Here is a 15,533-nt window from a genome sequence, read left to right on the forward strand (position 1 = left end):
GAACCGGGAGTGGGGACCAAAGTCCCGTTTGACCGGGTGAGAGCCCCTTTACACAGCTGGCTCCAAGCCTTGGCTACCGCGAGACCACGGCAACCGCCGTCCATACGCCGCTGCCATGTGCGGGGACTAGGGTGGCCGCACACGTGACACGACTGGGGGTAACGCGGATGACCAACATTGGCGGCAATGGCCACTGGGTTCGAACTCGGACTGAGGCCGGCCAAAAGGCGTTCCTCCTGGAGCGCAAGATGGAAGCGAAGCGGCAGGAGGACGCCCGACTCCGCAGTCGAGATTTCTGGCGTGCCGTCGGCCGCCGCATCCGAGCAGTCTGGCGGCGGGTGCGCAACTAGGGGATGAGCGTGCGGTGTGACCGGGTGAGACGCGCTTTACCCAGCTAGCTCCAAGCGTCGGGCGAGGTAGGGGGCGGTACGGCTGTGCGGATGCGCCGCCACGGCCGCCGGGGTGCCCTCGGCCACGATGCGCCCGCCCGCGGTTCCGCCGGACGGCCCCAGGTCGATGACCCAGTCCGCGGCCGACACCACGCCCATGTCGTGCTCCACCACGACCACGGTGTCTCCGGCGTCGACGAGGCGGCCGAGCTGTGTCATCAGGAGGTCCACATCGGCCGGGTGCAACCCGGTGGTGGGCTCGTCGAGGAGGAACAGCGTGTGCCCGCGGCGGGCGCGCTGCAGTTCCGTGGCCAGCTTGATGCGCTGCGCCTCGCCGCCGGAGAGCTCGGTGGCGGGCTGGCCGAGCCGCAGGTAGCCCAGGCCCACCTCGCGCAGGGTCTCCAGGCTGCGGGAGGCGCTGGGCACGTCGGCGAGGAACACGGCGGCGGCCTCCACCGTGAGGCCGAGCACATCCGCGACGGACTTGCCGTTGTAGGTCACCGCGAGGGTCTCGGCGTTGTAGCGCGCGCCGCCGCAGGCGGGGCAGGGAGCGTAGCTGCCGGGCAGGAAGAGCAGCTCGACGGCCACGAAGCCCTCGCCCAGGCAGGTGTCGCAGCGGCCGCCGGCCACGTTGAAGGAGAACCGGCTCGCGGTGAACCCGGCCGTCTTGGCCGCCGCGGTGGCCGCGAAGGTGGCCCGCACGGCGTCGAAGAGGCCCGTGTATGTGGCCAGATTGGACCGAGGGGTGCGGCCGATGGGCTTCTGGTCCACCCGCACCAGCCGGTCGATGGCCCCGGCCCCGGTGACGGCATCGACGATCGTCGTGGCCCCGTCGGTACCGGCCTCGTCCTCGTCGGTCGACTCGTCGTCGTCAACGGCCGCGGCAGCGCCGGCGGGCACGGCGTCGACTGAGCCCTGGCGGAGCTCCCGGCCCACGGCATCCGCGAGCACCGTGCTGACCAGGGTCGATTTGCCCGATCCGGAGACCCCGGTCACAGCGGTGAGTACGCCCAGGGGCACCTGAACGTCCAGATCCACCAGGTTATGGCGGGTCACGCCCGTCAGGCCCAGCCAGGCGGCGGCCTCGCGCGGTGCAGCCGCCGCCTCGCCCGGGCTGGTCGGGAACAGGTAGTCGCGGGTGACCGAGGTCTCCACCTCGGCCAGGCCGGCCACCGGCCCGCTGTACAGCACCTCGCCCCCGCCGTCGCCGGCTCGCGGCCCCACGTCCACGAGCCAGTCGGCGCGGCGTACGACATCCATATTGTGTTCGACCACGAAGACCGAATTGCCGGATGCCTTGAGCTGTTCGAGCACCACCAGCAGCGGTTCGGCGTCGGCCGGGTGCAGGCCGGCGGAGGGTTCGTCGAGCACGTAGATCACGCCGAACAGGCCGCTGCGCAACTGGGTGGCGATGCGTAGGCGCTGCATCTCGCCCGGGGAGAGTGTGGGGGTGGCACGGCTGAGGCTGAGGTAGCCCAGCCCCAAGTCGATGAGCACCGTCAGCCGGCGCACCAGGTCGCCGGCCACGGTGACGGCCACCTCGGTGACCTCGCCGGACTGGATGGAGCGGTGTGAGCCGGCTGCACCGGTGAGTTCCGCTGTCGGGCGGAGAACGTCGGCGAGCTCGCTGAGGGTGAGGGCGTTGAGCTCGTTGATCGGTCGACCGGCGAACGTCACCGCGAGAGCCTCGGCGCGCAGGCCGCTGCCGCCGCAGAGTTCGCACGGACCGGTCTGCACGAAGGCGAGCACACGCTGGCGCATCTGGGCGCTCTTCGAGTCGGCCAGGGTGTGCATCACGTAGCTCTTCGCGCTCCAGAACCGGCCCTTATACGGCTTGGCGACCCTGTCGCGCTGCGGGGTGACCTCCACGACGGGCTGCTCCTCGGTGTAAAGAAGCCAGTCGCGGTCCTCCCGGCTGAGCGACGCCCAGGGCGCATCGATGTCGTAGCCCAGCCCCGCGGTCACATCCCGCAGATTCTTGCCCTGCCAGGCGCCGGGCCAGGCCGCGATCGCGCCGTCCCGGATGCTCAGGGTCGCGTCAGGCACCAGAAGTGGCTCGGTCACGGTGTGCGAGATGCCCAGACCGTGGCACACCGGGCAGGCGCCCGTGGCCGTATTGGGGGAGAAGGCGTCGGAGTCCAGGCGCAGGTCCGACCCGGCCGGGTAGGTACCGGCGCGGGAGTACAGCATCCGCATCGAGTTGGACAGTGTGGTGACGGTGCCGACGCTGGAGCGAGAACTGGGCGCGCCGCGGCGTTGCTGCAGCGCCACGGCCGGCGGCAACCCGGTGATGAGGTCCACGTGCGGAGTGTGGCCCTGCTGGATGAGCCGGCGTGCGTACGGCGCCACGGACTCGAAGAAGCGGCGCTGGGCCTCGGCGAAGATGGTGCCGAACGCGAGCGACGACTTGCCGGAGCCCGAGACCCCCGTGAACGCGACGATGGCGTCACGGGGAACGTCGACGTTCACGTCTCGCAGGTTGTTCTCTCTGGCGCCGCGCACGCGCACGAAGCCGTCGGCGCCGGGATTCTCGGGGGAATCGAGGGGGATGGCCGGAGTGGTTTCGGGAGAGTGAGGCATTCGACCGACTCTAGTTCGACCCACTGACAGAGAGCCGGGACAGGTGCCCTGGGCTGAGCCCGTGGCCCGCACCCGACGGCCCCCGCACGGAGGGCGTATCGTGGAGAGGTTGATCCGGAAAGGCCCCGCTCCCATGCGCCGCACCATGTTCAAGTCCAAGATCCACCGCGCCACCGTGACGCACTCCGCCCTGCACTATGTCGGGTCGCTGACGGTCGACCTCGATCTGCTGGATGCCGCCGACCTGCTTCCCGGCGAGCTCGTCAGTATCGTCAACGTCAACAACGGTGCCCGCTTCGAGACCTACCTGATCGCCGGGGAACGCGGCAGCGGCGTGATCGGCGTCAACGGCGCCGCGGCGCGGATGGCGCACGAGGGCGACCTGGTCATCATCATCTCCTACGCCCAGATGGGCGACAAGAAGGCCAGGGTGTACGTGCCCACCGTCGTGCACGTCGATGCCCAGAATCACATCCTTGCCGTCGGAAGCGACCCTGCTGAAGCGCTCGGCGACGACGTAGAGCGGCCGCCGTCGGCAGTCTGAGCCTTCGTTCCCGCACCCCCTGGGGCACCGGGGCCTCGCCGTAGATAAACCCCTGTCCAGCGGGGTTTTTGTCGCGCCAAGAAAACTTATCCACAATGGACAGATTCGACACACAAAAGTGCGATATCGAGCTATTCTCACTGTATGTCCACCATCGCAGATACCTTCGTCGTCGGCACCTCGCCGGAGGCCCTCGTGCCTGCAGTTCCGACTGCCGACACAGGAGCCGATTCGCTGGTGGCCGCCGCCGGCGCGGTCACCCGATTCGGGGCCTGCAGCGCCGACTTCGACGCCCTGCCAGACGCTGAGCTGCTCGCCGCGCAACGCGAGATCACCCGTCTGCAAGCCCTCACGTCTACCCGATCGGTGTGGGTGGCCAAAGCCGTCGCGCACCGCTCCCGCCCCGAGCTGGGCCAGTCTGGCCTGGCCTCGCAACAGGGCTTCCTCAACCCGGGCGACCTGATGCAGAACCTCACCGGGGCCAGCAAAGCCGACGCCCGAAAACTCGCCGATGTCGGCCGGATGCTCGCCGACAGTGACGCCGCGGAAGCCGCAGCCGCCCGCGCCCAGGCCGACGCCGACGCCCAGATCGAGGCCGACGCCGATGCCGACTCGGGCGACGGAGGGGACGCATCGCCGGCCCTGGCACCGCTGGGTATTCCGGCGCTGCCCTGGCACACGCCGATCGCTCACGCGGTCACCGATGGGAGCCTCTCCGCCGCGCAGGCGCACGCGATCCGCACCGGACTGGGCGATATCGATACGGTCGTCACCGCGGACATCCTCGCCGACAACCTGGCCACCCTGCTCGAAGAAGCCCGCACCCTCACCATCGACCAATTGATCCGCCGTGCCAGGCGGATGCGGGACCGTCTCGACGAAGCCGGCATCAGCAAGCGCGAACAGAAAGCCTGGGATGACCGGTATCTGCGCATCTGGACCCTGGAAACCGGGCAGGTCCGCATCAACGGGGTCTTCCCACCCGAGCAGGGCGAGTACATTCGCTCCGTCTCAGACAGCCTCACCGGGCCCCGCCGCGGCGGCGTGCACTTCGTCGACCCCGACCGGGCCGCCTGGGCCAAAGCCGTGCAGGACGACCCCCGCAGCGTCGACCAGCTCACCGCCGACGGGTTCATCGACCTGATCAGAGCCGGCAGCGCCGTCAACCCCCGCCGCATGCTCGGCGGTCGCACCCCCGCCGTCCGCATCCTCAAGACGCAGCGCCCCACCGGGCCCGCCGCAAGTGGTTCTGCACCAGAGCAGTCGAGGCAGGTCGGAGAATCCACGACAGGCGACGCCACACCAGGAAGAGGACTACCGCCAGAGCCGGCCGATGTCCTCGTTCCCCTCCCCGACGGCACGGGACACGGCTACATCGAAGGCAATCCAGCCCCGGTCTCCCAGGCAACCGTCGACCGGTTGATCTGCGACTCCGGCACTCTGGAGATCACCTTCGACCCATCGGGCCAACCGCTTGATGTCGGCCGGGAGGAGCGGCTGTTCACGATGGCGCAACGCATCGCCCTGGCCGCCCGCGACGGCGGCTGCATGTGGGGGGACTGCGCCAAACCGCCCTCCCAAACCGAGGCCCACCACATCGACCACTGGAAACGCGACGACGGCCGCACCGACATCCGCGTCGGTATCCTGCTGTGCAACCCGCATCACCGGCTGCTGCACAACCAGGGCTGGCAGATCCTCGACCACCAGGGCCGGTATTGGTTGCGACCGCCCGTCACCGTTGATCCCGGGCAACGCCTGATCGACCTCCACAGCAAGAGCCCCGCAGCACTCGACCAGCAGGAACGCGGCGAGCACTGACACGGTGAGCACTGACACGGCGTGCACTGACACACAGGTCGGCGAGGGCCCAGGTCAGTGGCCACCGTCAACGAGCTTGAGGCCGATGACGCAGCCGACCAGGCCCAGTATGAGGAGCACCTTGAGCAGGGAGGCCGGCTCGCCGCCGAACACCATCGCGTAGAGCACCGTGAGCGCCGCTCCGATGCCCACCCACACGGCGTAGGCCGTGCCGATCGGGATCGAGCGCATCGCCACCGCGAGGCCGGCCATGCTGAGCACCAGTCCAACACCGAAAATCACGGTGGGCCAGAACTTGGTGAAGCTTTCGGACTTGCCGAGGGCCGTGGCCCAGACGGCTTCGAGAACTCCGGAGACGATCAAGATCAGCCAGGACATCAGACACCACTCCCGTGGCCAGTCTTGTCGCTTACCGGGTACTGATCCGTCGTCCGGAACCGCAGGAAGCGATCTATTACACAGAATAGCCGGGCACCCTGTGCAGTCGCTGCGCAGAGTGCCCGGCCGGGGGCGTGCGGGTCTTAGGCGGTCGCGAGGATGTCTACGACGAAGACCAGGGTGTCGGTGCCGCTGATGCCGGCCTGGTCGTTACCCGTGTCGCCGTACCCCTGTGCGGGCGGGATGACGATGACAACCTGGGAGCCGACGGTCTGGCCGACCAGGCCCTGACCGAAGCCGGGGATGACCTCGGAGGTGGAGAAGGAGGTCGGGCCGCCCGCACCCCAGCTCTGGTCGAACACCTTGCCGGTGCCCCAGATGACGCCGGTGTACTGCACGGTGACGGTTCCGCCATCCGCCACGGTCGCACCGTCGCCCTTCTTGAGCACCTCGACCGCGAGGTCGGTGGGCGGATCGTCCTGCGGCACCGTCACGGTGGGGGCACCGTCATCGGCGAGCTCCACGGTGGGGAAGCCGTCCTGCGGCTCCTGGTCGGTTCCGGTGGCGCGGGTGGGCACCTTGTCCTTGATGTCGATCACGAAGAGCATCTGGTCGGTCGCGGCGACGCCCAGGTCGGTGTTGCCGGTGTCGCCGAAGCCGTCGGCCGGCGGGATGACCACGGCGACGCGGTCGCCGACGTTGGAGCAGGCGACACCCTTGAGGATGCCGGGGATCACGCTCTGGTTGTTGACCACGTTCACCGTGAGCCCGGCTTCCTCGCCGTAGCCGGCGGAGCTCAGCTTGGCCCCGGTGGTGGCGTTGTACGCGGCGTAGGAGATGGACACGGAGTCGCCCTCCTCGACGGCGTCACCGCTGCCCTCGGTCACGACGGTGCGTTCGGTCGCCTTGGCGGCCAACGGCGTGTCGAAGGTGACGGTCGGTTCGACGCCGGCATCGCCGGCGACGGTCACCGCATCCGAGGTGCTGCCGGGATCCGTGCACTCAAGCGCGGCGGCGGCCGTCGCCGAGGGCGTCGCCGCCGTGTCCGGCGATGCCGCGCAGCCCGTGAGGGCGAGGGCGGCGACTGCCGTCATGGTCAGGAAGGTAGGAAGTGTGCGCACGCAGAAGTCTCCAGTCAGGGTCGGGCCTCGTACAGTCTGGACCCTGGACCTATGGATGTGCTGAATCGAGGGTTTCCACGAGTGGGTGCAGCCCCGTAAGACGGGACTTTGGTCCTCTGGTGGAGCCCGATCGGAGTTCTAGACTGGCTTCACGGCCTCCAGAATCGCTGAGGCCGAGCTGGTCGATGGTGACCGAACCCACCGACAGTGGCGCCAGATTCATCTCGGCACCTTCGCTTGATTGACGCCCTGCCTCACGCAGTCGAAAGCCGCTCGATTTTCGTGAATGTGCATCAAGAGAAAGAGTCCCTCGTGTCCGACCAAAAGTCGACCTCGGCCAACGCCGTCACCACCGACCGCTGGGAGAGCCTGAAGCGCGAGTACTACATGCGTACCCACCGCTCGGCGCCCATCGGCTACCTGCCGTCCGCCGGTCCGGCCCCCACCGTGGCCGACCCGAACGCCGAATAACCGCCACCTCAGCGGTAGTGCGTGCTGGCCCGGAAACAGGTGCGGCTGGCGGCGTCGTAGATGTACTGCAGTTCCCGCGGCAGGTCATTCCGTGTCGGAGAGCACCTTCTCCCTGAGGATCAGCGGCGCACCCGGCAACAGGCCCAACGCCGCACAGGTGTCGGGTCGCCGTGCAGATCCTCCACCGACGTCCGACTCCGCGCGGGAGGCCCACGGAGACCTCGACCCGACTATGAACCGGGCGATCAGGAGCCCGCTGTCGGGACCAAGGTCCGCTCGCCTGCCACGGGTGCGCGATATGATGAATTTATGGAACCGCTGAGTCAGGCCCCGAACGACACCTTCACGGACGCCAACCGCCCGCTCTACGAGGTCAAGGCCAACCTCTTCAAGGGGCTGGCGCATCCGGTGCGGGTGCGGGTGCTCGAGGTTCTTGCGAACGCCACCGTCGACCTGTCGGTTACCGACCTGCTCACCGACACCGGGCTGGAGGCCTCGCACCTCTCCCAGCACCTCTCGGTGCTGCGCCGGCACAACCTGGTGCTGGCGGAGCGCCGCGGCAGCCTCGTCTTCTACCGGCTGGCCTATCCGCAGGTGGCCGACCTGCTCGCGGTGGCCCGGCAGCTGCTCGTCGAGATCCTCGAGACCACCCAGCAGAACCTGGCCAACACGGTGGGGTTGCCCAGCCTGGTTCCCGCCGGCGCCGCGTCCAGCGACGCGGTGACCCGATGAGTGCCATCGGCACCGCCGCGGGCCGCACCGGCCGCTACCTGCGGGCCCTGCTGCCGAGCTGGCAGGACTACCGCGATGTGAAGCGCACCTGGCGCGGCGACATCGTGGCCGGTCTCACCGTGGGCATCATCGCCTTGCCGCTCGCGCTGGCCTTCGGGGTCAGCTCCGGCGCTGGGGCCGAGAGCGGCCTCATCACGGCTATCGTGGCCGGCGTCATCGCCGCCGTCTTCGGCGGGTCCAACATCCAGGTCTCCGGTCCCACCGGCGCCATGGTCGTCGTGCTCGGACCCGTCGTGGCCGCCCACGGCGTGGGGGTCGTGGCGGTACTCAGCCTCATGGCGGGTCTCATCGTGATCGCCGCGGGCGCCCTCAAGCTCGGCCGCGCCGTCACCTTCATCCCCTGGCCGGTGATCGAAGGGTTCACCCTCGGCATCGCCGTCATCATCTTCCTGCAGCAGGTGCCCGCCGCGATCGGGTCGAAGGCCGGGGCGAGCAGCAACGCCTTCGTCGCCGCAGTGCAGTCCTTCCAGACCGTCGACTGGTCCACCGTGATCGTGCCCGTTGGCATGGTGCTCCTCGTCGCGGCGATCATGCTGCTTGCCCCGCTGGCGCACAAGAAGCTGCCCGGCTCGATCGTGGCCATCATCGTGGTCACCGTCATCGCCAACCTCGCCGACCTGCCGCTGGCCCGCATCGGCGAGCTGCCGAGCTCGCTGCCCTCGCCCATGCTGCCGCAGTTCGACCTGGGCACCCTGGGCTCGCTGGTGGGGCCCGCGCTCACCATCGCCGCACTGGCCGCCATCGAATCGCTGCTCTCGGCCCGCGTCGCCGTGACGCTCTCCGATACCGGCCCGTACGACGCCGACCGCGAGCTCGTCGGCCAGGGGCTGGCCTCCATCGCCTCGGGCTTCTTCGGCGGCATGCCGGCAACGGGCGCGATCGCGCGCACCGCGGTGAACATCCGTTCGGGCGGCCGTACCCGGCTGGCAGCCATCGTGCACTCGATCGTGCTGATCGGCGTGGTCTATCTGGCCACCGGGGTCGTCTCGCAGATCCCGCTCGCGGCACTGTCCGGGGTGCTCATGATGACCGCGGCACGGATGATCTCGGTCGCCACGGTGCGCAGCATCATCGGCTCAACCGGCTCCGACGCCACGGTCTTCGTGATCACCGCTCTCGTGACGGTGTCGGTCGACCTCATCGTGGCCGTGGGTATCGGCATCCTGGTGGCGGGCTTCTTCGCGCTGCGCTCGGTGTCGGCCTCCAGCGGCGTGCACCGCGAGGAATTGCCCGGCGAGCCCCAACCCGGGGACGAGCGCATCGCCCTGTTCCGGCTCGACGGCGCCCTGTTCTTCGGGGCGGCCGAGCGGATGCTCGAACGCGTCAATCAGACCAGTCACATCACCGTCGTGATCATCCGCATGTCGCAGCTGCAGATCCTCGATGCCACCGGGGCCCGGGTGATCACCGAGATGATCCAGGCGCTCGAACGCCGCGGCATCACCGTGCTCGTCAAGGGCATCCAGCCGCGGCACCTCAAGCTCGTCACCCGGGTGGGCGTGATCACGAGCCTGCGGCACCGCAACCATCTCTTCACCGACCTCGACGCGGCGATCGAGCACGCCCGCAGCCACGTCAGCCGGGCCGCTGTGGCCGGCGGCGGCACGGATGCGGCCGACTTCGGTTGGACCTCGACCATCCGGTTGCCCCGGGACTAGGACGTCCGCCGCGGCCCGCCCGCCCGGGCCGGGGGCCGCCCGTCTTGGGGGAAAAAGTGCGTTTATCAGGACGGGATTGGGGATTGCTTCCTTTTTTGCTGCCGTCATCCCTTTAATCTGCCGTCGCTTCAGGCGCGATGACGTACCTCGCGCGGTCAGCGCGCCAGCGAGGCCAACTCGGAGCGGGTGGACGCACCCACCTTGCGGAGCAGGTTGGCCACGTGGAACTTCACGGTGTTCTCGCTGATCACCAGTTCGGCCGCGATGGCCTTGTTGCGGGCGCCGGAGGCCACCAGGGCCAGGACGCCCTGCTCGCGCGGGCTCAGACCCCACTCCGCGGCGGGGCTGAGCGGTGCCAGGGGCGCATCCAACGGCAGTGAGACCGTCAGCTCCGAGCCCCAGCCGGCCGTGGCCTGCACATCGAAGCTACCGCCGAGCGCGGCCACCCGGGCCGTGAGCGGGCTGACGCCGGGGGAGTCGGCCGTGAGCGCGCCGGCGCCGTCGTCGCGGATCTGGATGAGCAGGTTGCTGCCGTCGCAGTCCCACTGCACCCGCACCCGACTCACCCCGGACTGCTCGACCAGCGCGAGCACGGCGCCGCGCACGATGGCCCGGCCGGCGTGCGCCACCTCGCCGGGCAGGGCGCGCCCGTTCGCGGGCGGCTCGATGAACTGCACGTCGAGGTCGCCGAACCGCACGAGAGGCCGTAGGTCGTCGCGCAGCCGTGCGAAGGCCTGCGCCACCGGTTCCTCGGCCAGCGAGCGGTCCCGGTCGGACACCGCGCGCAGGCTGACCATAGCGCTGGCCGCCAGTTCGATCGCGGTCTGGCGGGCGGCCTCGGCGCTCACACTGGGCGCGCGGAGCACCGCCAGCAGTGACTCGAGGGTGGTCGAGTGGGCATCCGTGAGGTCGGCGATGAGCTTGGCCCGCTCGGCCGACGCCGCCCGGGAGTCCTGCAGGTAGGCGGGGGCGGCCGCCGCGACCTGCTGGCGGATGCTCGTGGCCACGAGCTGCCAGAGCCGACCGATCATATCGAGGGTCGACTCGGGATCCGCGGCGCCGGCCGCCGTGAGCTCGGGGTCGGTGAGCACCAGCAGGGCGCCCGTCGACGCGGTCCACGCCGTGATCGGGCGGTCGGAACCGCCGATCACGGCCCGCCGGCCCCACGGGTCGGAGTCGTCCGCGGCCAGGGCGCGACGCACGGCGTCCAGCTCGGGCAGCGTCACCTCGTCGATGATCGCCTGGTCGCCGGCCTTCTTCTGCGGCCGGCCGGTGCAGTCTTCGGTGAAGATCACCAGGGCGCTGTGGCCGAGGAGGGGCCGCAACAGCTCGGAGAAGCGGCCCGCGATCTCGGGCAGGGGGCTGGCGACCACGGTCTGCAGGGAACCGAGCAGTTCGATCGAACGGGACGTTCCGAGCGCTTTCATCCGATCAGCCTATCCGGAATCCGGGCCAGCTCCCGCCTCGCCCTACCCGTCCGGGTAGGGCGGCTCTCCGTTCGACGGGCCGCATGCCCACCCGCCGACGGCAACCATAGAGGGATGGCCCGCACCGAACCTCTCCACCCTCCCGTTGCCGGCGTGCTCTCGTCGCTCCAGACGATCCTGGCCGAGAACACGGCGCTGTCCGCACGCCTGGCCCCGCCGGCCCACACCGCCGAGAACAGCGCCGACGCCGCGAATCTGAACGCCGACAACCTCGACGCCGTGGCGGACAGCCTGCGCACCGCCGACCGGATCTTCGTGCTCGGCGCCGGCCGGTCGGGACTGGCGCTCCAGATGACCGCCATGCGCCTGATGCACCTCGGCCTGCGCGTGCACGTGGTCGGCGACGTCACCACCCCCGCGATCACGGCCACCGATGTGCTCCTGGTCGCCAGCGGCTCCGGCAGCACGGCCGGCATCGTGCGGGCGGCCGAGACTGCGCACGACGTGGGCGCAACTGTGCTGGCCCTCACGACCGCCGCATCCTCCCCGCTGGCCGGGCTGGCCGACGTCACCGTGCTCGTTCCTGCTGCCGAGAAGCAGGACCACGGCGGCACCCGGTCCCAGCAGTACTCCGGCGGACTGTTCGAGCAGGCCGTGCTCCTTCTCGGCGACGCCGTCTTCCACACGCTGTGGCACGCATCGGGCATCTCTGCCGCCGAGCTCTGGCCACGGCACGCCAACCTCGAGTAGCCCCGCGTCCTCACTTTTCCGCACGACCCACCGATAGACAGAAAGCAGATCCCCATGAAGCTTCAGGTTGCAATGGATGTTCTCACCACCGCCGACGCGCTGACTCTGGCCGGCCAGGTCGCCCCGCACGTCGACATCATCGAGCTCGGCACGCCCCTCATCAAGGCCGAGGGCATGCGCGCCGTCACGGCCATCAAGCAGGCGCACCCCGACAAGATCGTGTTCGCCGATCTCAAGACCATGGATGCCGGTGAGCTCGAAGCCGACCTCGCCTTCACGGCCGGCGCCGACCTCGTCACCGTCCTCGGCACGGCCGGCGACAGCACGATCGCCGGCGCGGTCGCGGCCGCGACCAAGCACAACAAGGGCATCGTCGTGGACCTGATCGGCGTGGCCGACAAGGTCACCCGCGCCCGCGAGGTCACCGCCCTCGGCGCTGTCTTCGTGGAGATGCACGCCGGTCTGGACGAGCAGGCCGAGGACGGCTTCTCGCTGGACACCCTGCTCGAAGCCGGCGAGACGGCCAAGGTTCCGTTCTCCCTGGCCGGCGGGGTGTCCGCGTCGACCATCGCCTCGGTGCAGCGCGCCGGAGCATCCGTCGCCGTTGCGGGCAGCGCCATCTACAGCGCCGCCGACCCGGCCGCCGCGGCCGCTGAGTTGCGCGCAGCCATCGCCTAACCGCATCCGCGAGTCGCGCCGAATCGCCCCTTCAGCGTTGCTGAGAGGGCAGGATGCGGCAACTCAGCGGCGACGAACTCGCTGAAGTGCGAAAAAGTGCCCCTTCACGACGCGTGAAGGGGCACTGTGCGGAAACGGGGTCTGGTCAGCCGAGTAGTAGCTTGCCGAGCTGATCGGTGGAGTGCACGACGGCAGTGGCCAGCGCGGCCTCCGCGGGGGAGCCGTAGCCCCACTCGACGAGGATCGTGGGGACTCCGTTGGCCGCGGCGCCCTCGGCGTCGTAGCTGCGGTCGCCCACCATGACGACCGCGGAGGTGTCCACACCGGCCGCGGCGAAGCGCACGAGGGCCTCCGCGACGATGTCGGCCTTGGCGCTGCGGGCCTCGTTCTCGGTGGCGCCGACCATGACGGTGAAGTACTGGGCCAGTTCGAAGTGCTCGAGAATCGCGATGGCGGTGTGCTCGGGCTTGCTCGTGGCCAGCCCCAGCGGGATGCCGGCCTCGTGGATGCGCTCGAGCAGGCCGGCGACTCCCGGGTACACCGCAGTGTCCAGCGAGGCGGGGCCCTGGTAGTCGGCGCGGTACACGGCGAGGGCCTCGAGGGCCTCGTCGGGGGTCATGCCGGCGTACTCTCCGAAGGCCGCGAGCAGAGGCGGGCCGACGTAGGCCATCAGCTCGGTGTCGGAGGGAACCGGGCGGCCGAGCAGGGAGAAGGTGCGGGCCAGCGAGTTCGTGATGGCCGGGGCGGAGTCCGTGATGGTTCCGTCGAGGTCGAAGAGGATGGCGCTCCAGGTGCGCGTCAAGGTGGGGTTCACTCGCAACATCTTAGGGCCGTAAGGAGCAAACCCTTGCATGTGAGGCTTGATCACGGTATGAGCGACACGCCATTCCCAGCCGTCTCCCGCCCGCGACCTGGGGTATTTGTTGCCAATCCGGACTTTTCCGCCCGGTGCGCCGGGCGCAGGTGTCCGCACGGGTAACAGGTGGCGCTAGAAGAGCTTCGAGGCCGTGTCGTCCAGGCCGCGCATGGCGTCATAGTCGAGCACCAGGCAGCGGATGCCACGGTCCTCGGCCAGCATCCGCGCCTGCGGTTTGATCTGCTGCGCGGCGAACACGCCCACCACGGGCGCCAGGTGCGGGTCGCGGTTCATCAACTCGAGGTAGCGGGTGAGCTGTTCGACACCGTCGATGTCGCCGCGGCGCTTGAGCTCCACGGCCACCGAGGCGCCCGAGGCATCCCGGGCGAGGATGTCGACCGGCCCGATCGCGGTCATGTACTCGCGGCGCACCAGGGTGTGGCCGTCGCCGAGCAGGTGGATGTGCTCGGCGAGCAGCTTCTGCAGGTGCGCCTCGACGCCGTCCTTGATCAGGCCGGGGTCGACGCCGAGCTCGTGCGCGGAGTCGTGCTGCACCTCATAGATGCTCACGATGAGCTGGTCGGCGGTCTTGGCGTGCGTCACCGTCCACAGTTCGGTGATGCCGGCCTCCACCTGCAGCTCGTCGGGCTGCGAGACTGCCAGGCTGCACGGCGGGCTCATCCAGTTCAACGGCTTGTAGGAGCCGCCGTCGGAGTGTACGAGCAGGCTGCCGTCGGACTTGAGCATGAGCAGGCGGGTGGCCAGCGGCAAATGCGCGCTGAGCCGTCCGGCGTAGTCAACTGAACACTGGGCTATTACGAGGCGCACTGAACGAGCTTAACCGGCGGCGCGGGTGCTCGCGCGCTCGCGGGCCGCCGGGGCGGCCAGTCCGGCCACCGCCATGAGCAGCACGATCACGTACAGGGCGTTCAGGATGCCCCACTGCTCTCCGATCAGGCCCAGCACGGGTGGCCCGACCAGGAAGGCGAAATACCCGATCATGGCGACGGCGCTCACCCGCGCAGCCGCGTTGGCGGTGTCGTCGGCCGCGGCCGACATGCCGACAGGGAAACCCAGCGACGCGCCAAGGCCCCAGAGCACGGTGCCCACGATGAGCAGCGGCGTGGAGGGGGCGAGGATCACCAGCAGCAGCCCAACGACGCCCAGCGCCGAGCAGGCCCGCAGCACCGGTACCCGGCCCAGCCGGTCGAGCACCGGTCCACCGGCCACCCGGCCCACGGTCATGGCCGTCACGAAAACGCCGAAGACCAGGGCCCCGGTCGCGTCATTCTGGCCGTGGCCGTCCACCACGGCCAGAGCCAGCCAGTCGCTGGCCGACCCCTCGGCGAAGGTCATGCCGAGCACGATCACCCCGATCAGCAGGATGCTCGAGTCGCGCCAGACGGCCAGGCTCGTGCGCATCCGCTCACGCCAGTTCGGCCGCACCACGGCGTGGTCGTCGGGGGAGGCGGCGTCACCGAGGGTGGGCCGGAGCGGCACGAACCGCACCGCGATCGCCGCCGTCGCCACCGCGAGCACGGCGATCAGGCCGAGATGACCGGCCACGGGCACACCCACGGCCGCGGCTCCCGCGCCGAGCAGCGCGCCGGCGACGGTGCCCAGGCTGAAGCAGGCGTGCAGCAGCGGCATCAGGGTGACGCCGAGCTCGCGTTCGACCGCGGCGCCCTCCACGTTCATCATCACGTCGAGCGACCCCAGGCCGAAGCCCACCAAGGCCAGGCCGGCGAAGGCGAGCGGCGCCGACCCCCAGAGGGTGGCGGCGGTGCCGACGACCACCAGACCGGTCGATGAGACGGCGACGCAGAGCACCATGGCCCGGCGGGCGCCCAGGGCCGCCAACAGCCAGACGGCCGAGACGAGGCCGATGACCGAACCGGCCGAGAGCCCGAAGATGAGCAGTCCCACCTGGTCGGTGCGGAGCGCCAGGTCGTCGCGCACGGTGGGGATGCGGGATACCCATGAGGCCAGGCCGAGTCCGCTCACGAAAAACAGCGCGAACACGCTGGTGCGCCACCGGGCCAGTGTCTCCGTCATTCCCCCACGCTAC

At 69.7% G+C, this 15,533-nt stretch carries 14 protein-coding genes and 1 riboswitch; of the genes, 7 read left to right on the forward strand and 7 right to left on the reverse strand.

The genetic code is table 11. The features are described 5' to 3' along the window. Positions 1-386: 386 nt before the first annotated feature. On the reverse strand, positions 387-2,969 hold the full coding sequence (locus KY500_RS17020; protein ID WP_219901543.1) for an excinuclease ABC subunit UvrA: 2,583 nt from the start codon (positions 2,967-2,969) through the stop codon (positions 387-389). A 133-nt stretch (positions 2,970-3,102) separates the two neighbouring features. Here KY500_RS17020 and panD point away from each other — a divergent pair, with 133 nt between their 5' ends. Together panD and KY500_RS17030 are read left to right on the forward strand one after the other, a co-directional pair. Next, positions 3,103-3,513 (forward strand): aspartate 1-decarboxylase, encoded by a 411-nt coding sequence (gene panD / locus KY500_RS17025; RefSeq protein ID WP_219901544.1) that lies wholly within the window; start codon positions 3,103-3,105, stop codon positions 3,511-3,513. A gap of 144 nt (positions 3,514-3,657) precedes the next feature. After that, entirely contained in the window at positions 3,658-5,334 is a 1,677-nt protein-coding gene (locus KY500_RS17030; RefSeq protein WP_219901545.1) for an HNH endonuclease signature motif containing protein, read from the forward strand. A gap of 54 nt (positions 5,335-5,388) precedes the next feature. On the opposite strand, the gene KY500_RS17035 is transcribed toward KY500_RS17030, so the two are convergent. Further along, entirely contained in the window at positions 5,389-5,712 is a 324-nt protein-coding gene (locus tag KY500_RS17035; RefSeq protein ID WP_219901546.1) for a multidrug efflux SMR transporter, read from the reverse strand. A 13-nt stretch (positions 5,713-5,725) separates the two neighbouring features. Next, positions 5,726-5,789: riboswitch (guanidine-III (ykkC-III) riboswitch) on the reverse strand. A gap of 66 nt (positions 5,790-5,855) precedes the next feature. Then, on the reverse strand, positions 5,856-6,806 hold the full coding sequence (locus tag KY500_RS17040) for an FKBP-type peptidyl-prolyl cis-trans isomerase (protein ID WP_219901547.1): 951 nt from the start codon (positions 6,804-6,806) through the stop codon (positions 5,856-5,858). Positions 6,807-7,145: 339 nt separating this feature from the next. Here KY500_RS17040 and KY500_RS17045 point away from each other — a divergent pair, with 339 nt between their 5' ends. The 3 genes from KY500_RS17045 (at position 7,146) to KY500_RS17055 (ending at position 9,754) form a co-directional block, all read left to right on the forward strand. Beyond that, positions 7,146-7,304, forward strand: coding sequence for a hypothetical protein (locus KY500_RS17045; protein WP_219901548.1), 159 nt, complete (start codon positions 7,146-7,148; stop codon positions 7,302-7,304). A 309-nt stretch (positions 7,305-7,613) separates the two neighbouring features. Beyond that, positions 7,614-8,036, forward strand: coding sequence for a metalloregulator ArsR/SmtB family transcription factor (locus KY500_RS17050; RefSeq protein WP_219901549.1), 423 nt, complete (start codon positions 7,614-7,616; stop codon positions 8,034-8,036). Continuing rightward, complete coding sequence (locus KY500_RS17055) at positions 8,033-9,754, forward strand: SulP family inorganic anion transporter (RefSeq protein ID WP_219901550.1); 1,722 nt, start codon at positions 8,033-8,035, stop codon at positions 9,752-9,754. The genes KY500_RS17050 and KY500_RS17055 overlap by 4 nt, the downstream gene beginning before the upstream one ends. 155 nt (positions 9,755-9,909) lie before the next feature. On the opposite strand, the gene KY500_RS17060 is transcribed toward KY500_RS17055, so the two are convergent. Beyond that, positions 9,910-11,181, reverse strand: a complete 1,272-nt coding sequence (locus tag KY500_RS17060) for a LuxR C-terminal-related transcriptional regulator (protein WP_219901551.1) — start codon at positions 11,179-11,181, stop codon at positions 9,910-9,912. A 114-nt stretch (positions 11,182-11,295) separates the two neighbouring features. On the opposite strand from KY500_RS17060, the gene hxlB reads away from it, so the two are divergent. Both hxlB and hxlA read left to right on the forward strand, forming a co-directional pair. Beyond that, positions 11,296-11,931 (forward strand): 6-phospho-3-hexuloisomerase, encoded by a 636-nt coding sequence (hxlB, locus tag KY500_RS17065; RefSeq protein WP_219901552.1) that lies wholly within the window; start codon positions 11,296-11,298, stop codon positions 11,929-11,931. Positions 11,932-11,985: 54 nt separating this feature from the next. After that, on the forward strand, positions 11,986-12,609 hold the full coding sequence (gene hxlA, locus KY500_RS17070) for a 3-hexulose-6-phosphate synthase (protein WP_219901553.1): 624 nt from the start codon (positions 11,986-11,988) through the stop codon (positions 12,607-12,609). A gap of 145 nt (positions 12,610-12,754) precedes the next feature. Here the strand turns inward: hxlA and KY500_RS17075 are convergent, their stop codons facing one another. The 3 genes from KY500_RS17075 to KY500_RS17085 all read right to left on the reverse strand — a co-directional run bounded on the left by KY500_RS17075 (position 12,755) and on the right by KY500_RS17085 (position 15,520). Further along, entirely contained in the window at positions 12,755-13,432 is a 678-nt protein-coding gene (locus tag KY500_RS17075; protein WP_219901554.1) for an HAD hydrolase-like protein, read from the reverse strand. Between the two features lie 165 nt (positions 13,433-13,597). Beyond that, on the reverse strand, positions 13,598-14,293 hold the full coding sequence (nucS, locus tag KY500_RS17080) for an endonuclease NucS (protein WP_066591693.1): 696 nt from the start codon (positions 14,291-14,293) through the stop codon (positions 13,598-13,600). A 9-nt stretch (positions 14,294-14,302) separates the two neighbouring features. Then, a complete protein-coding gene (locus tag KY500_RS17085) occupies positions 14,303-15,520 on the reverse strand; it encodes an MFS transporter (protein WP_219901555.1) in 1,218 nt (405 codons plus the stop codon). Positions 15,521-15,533 lie beyond the last annotated feature (13 nt).

The organism is Cryobacterium sp. PAMC25264 (assembly GCF_019443325.1).
In the GTDB taxonomy this organism is placed as follows: Bacteria; Actinomycetota; Actinomycetes; order Actinomycetales; family Microbacteriaceae; genus Cryobacterium.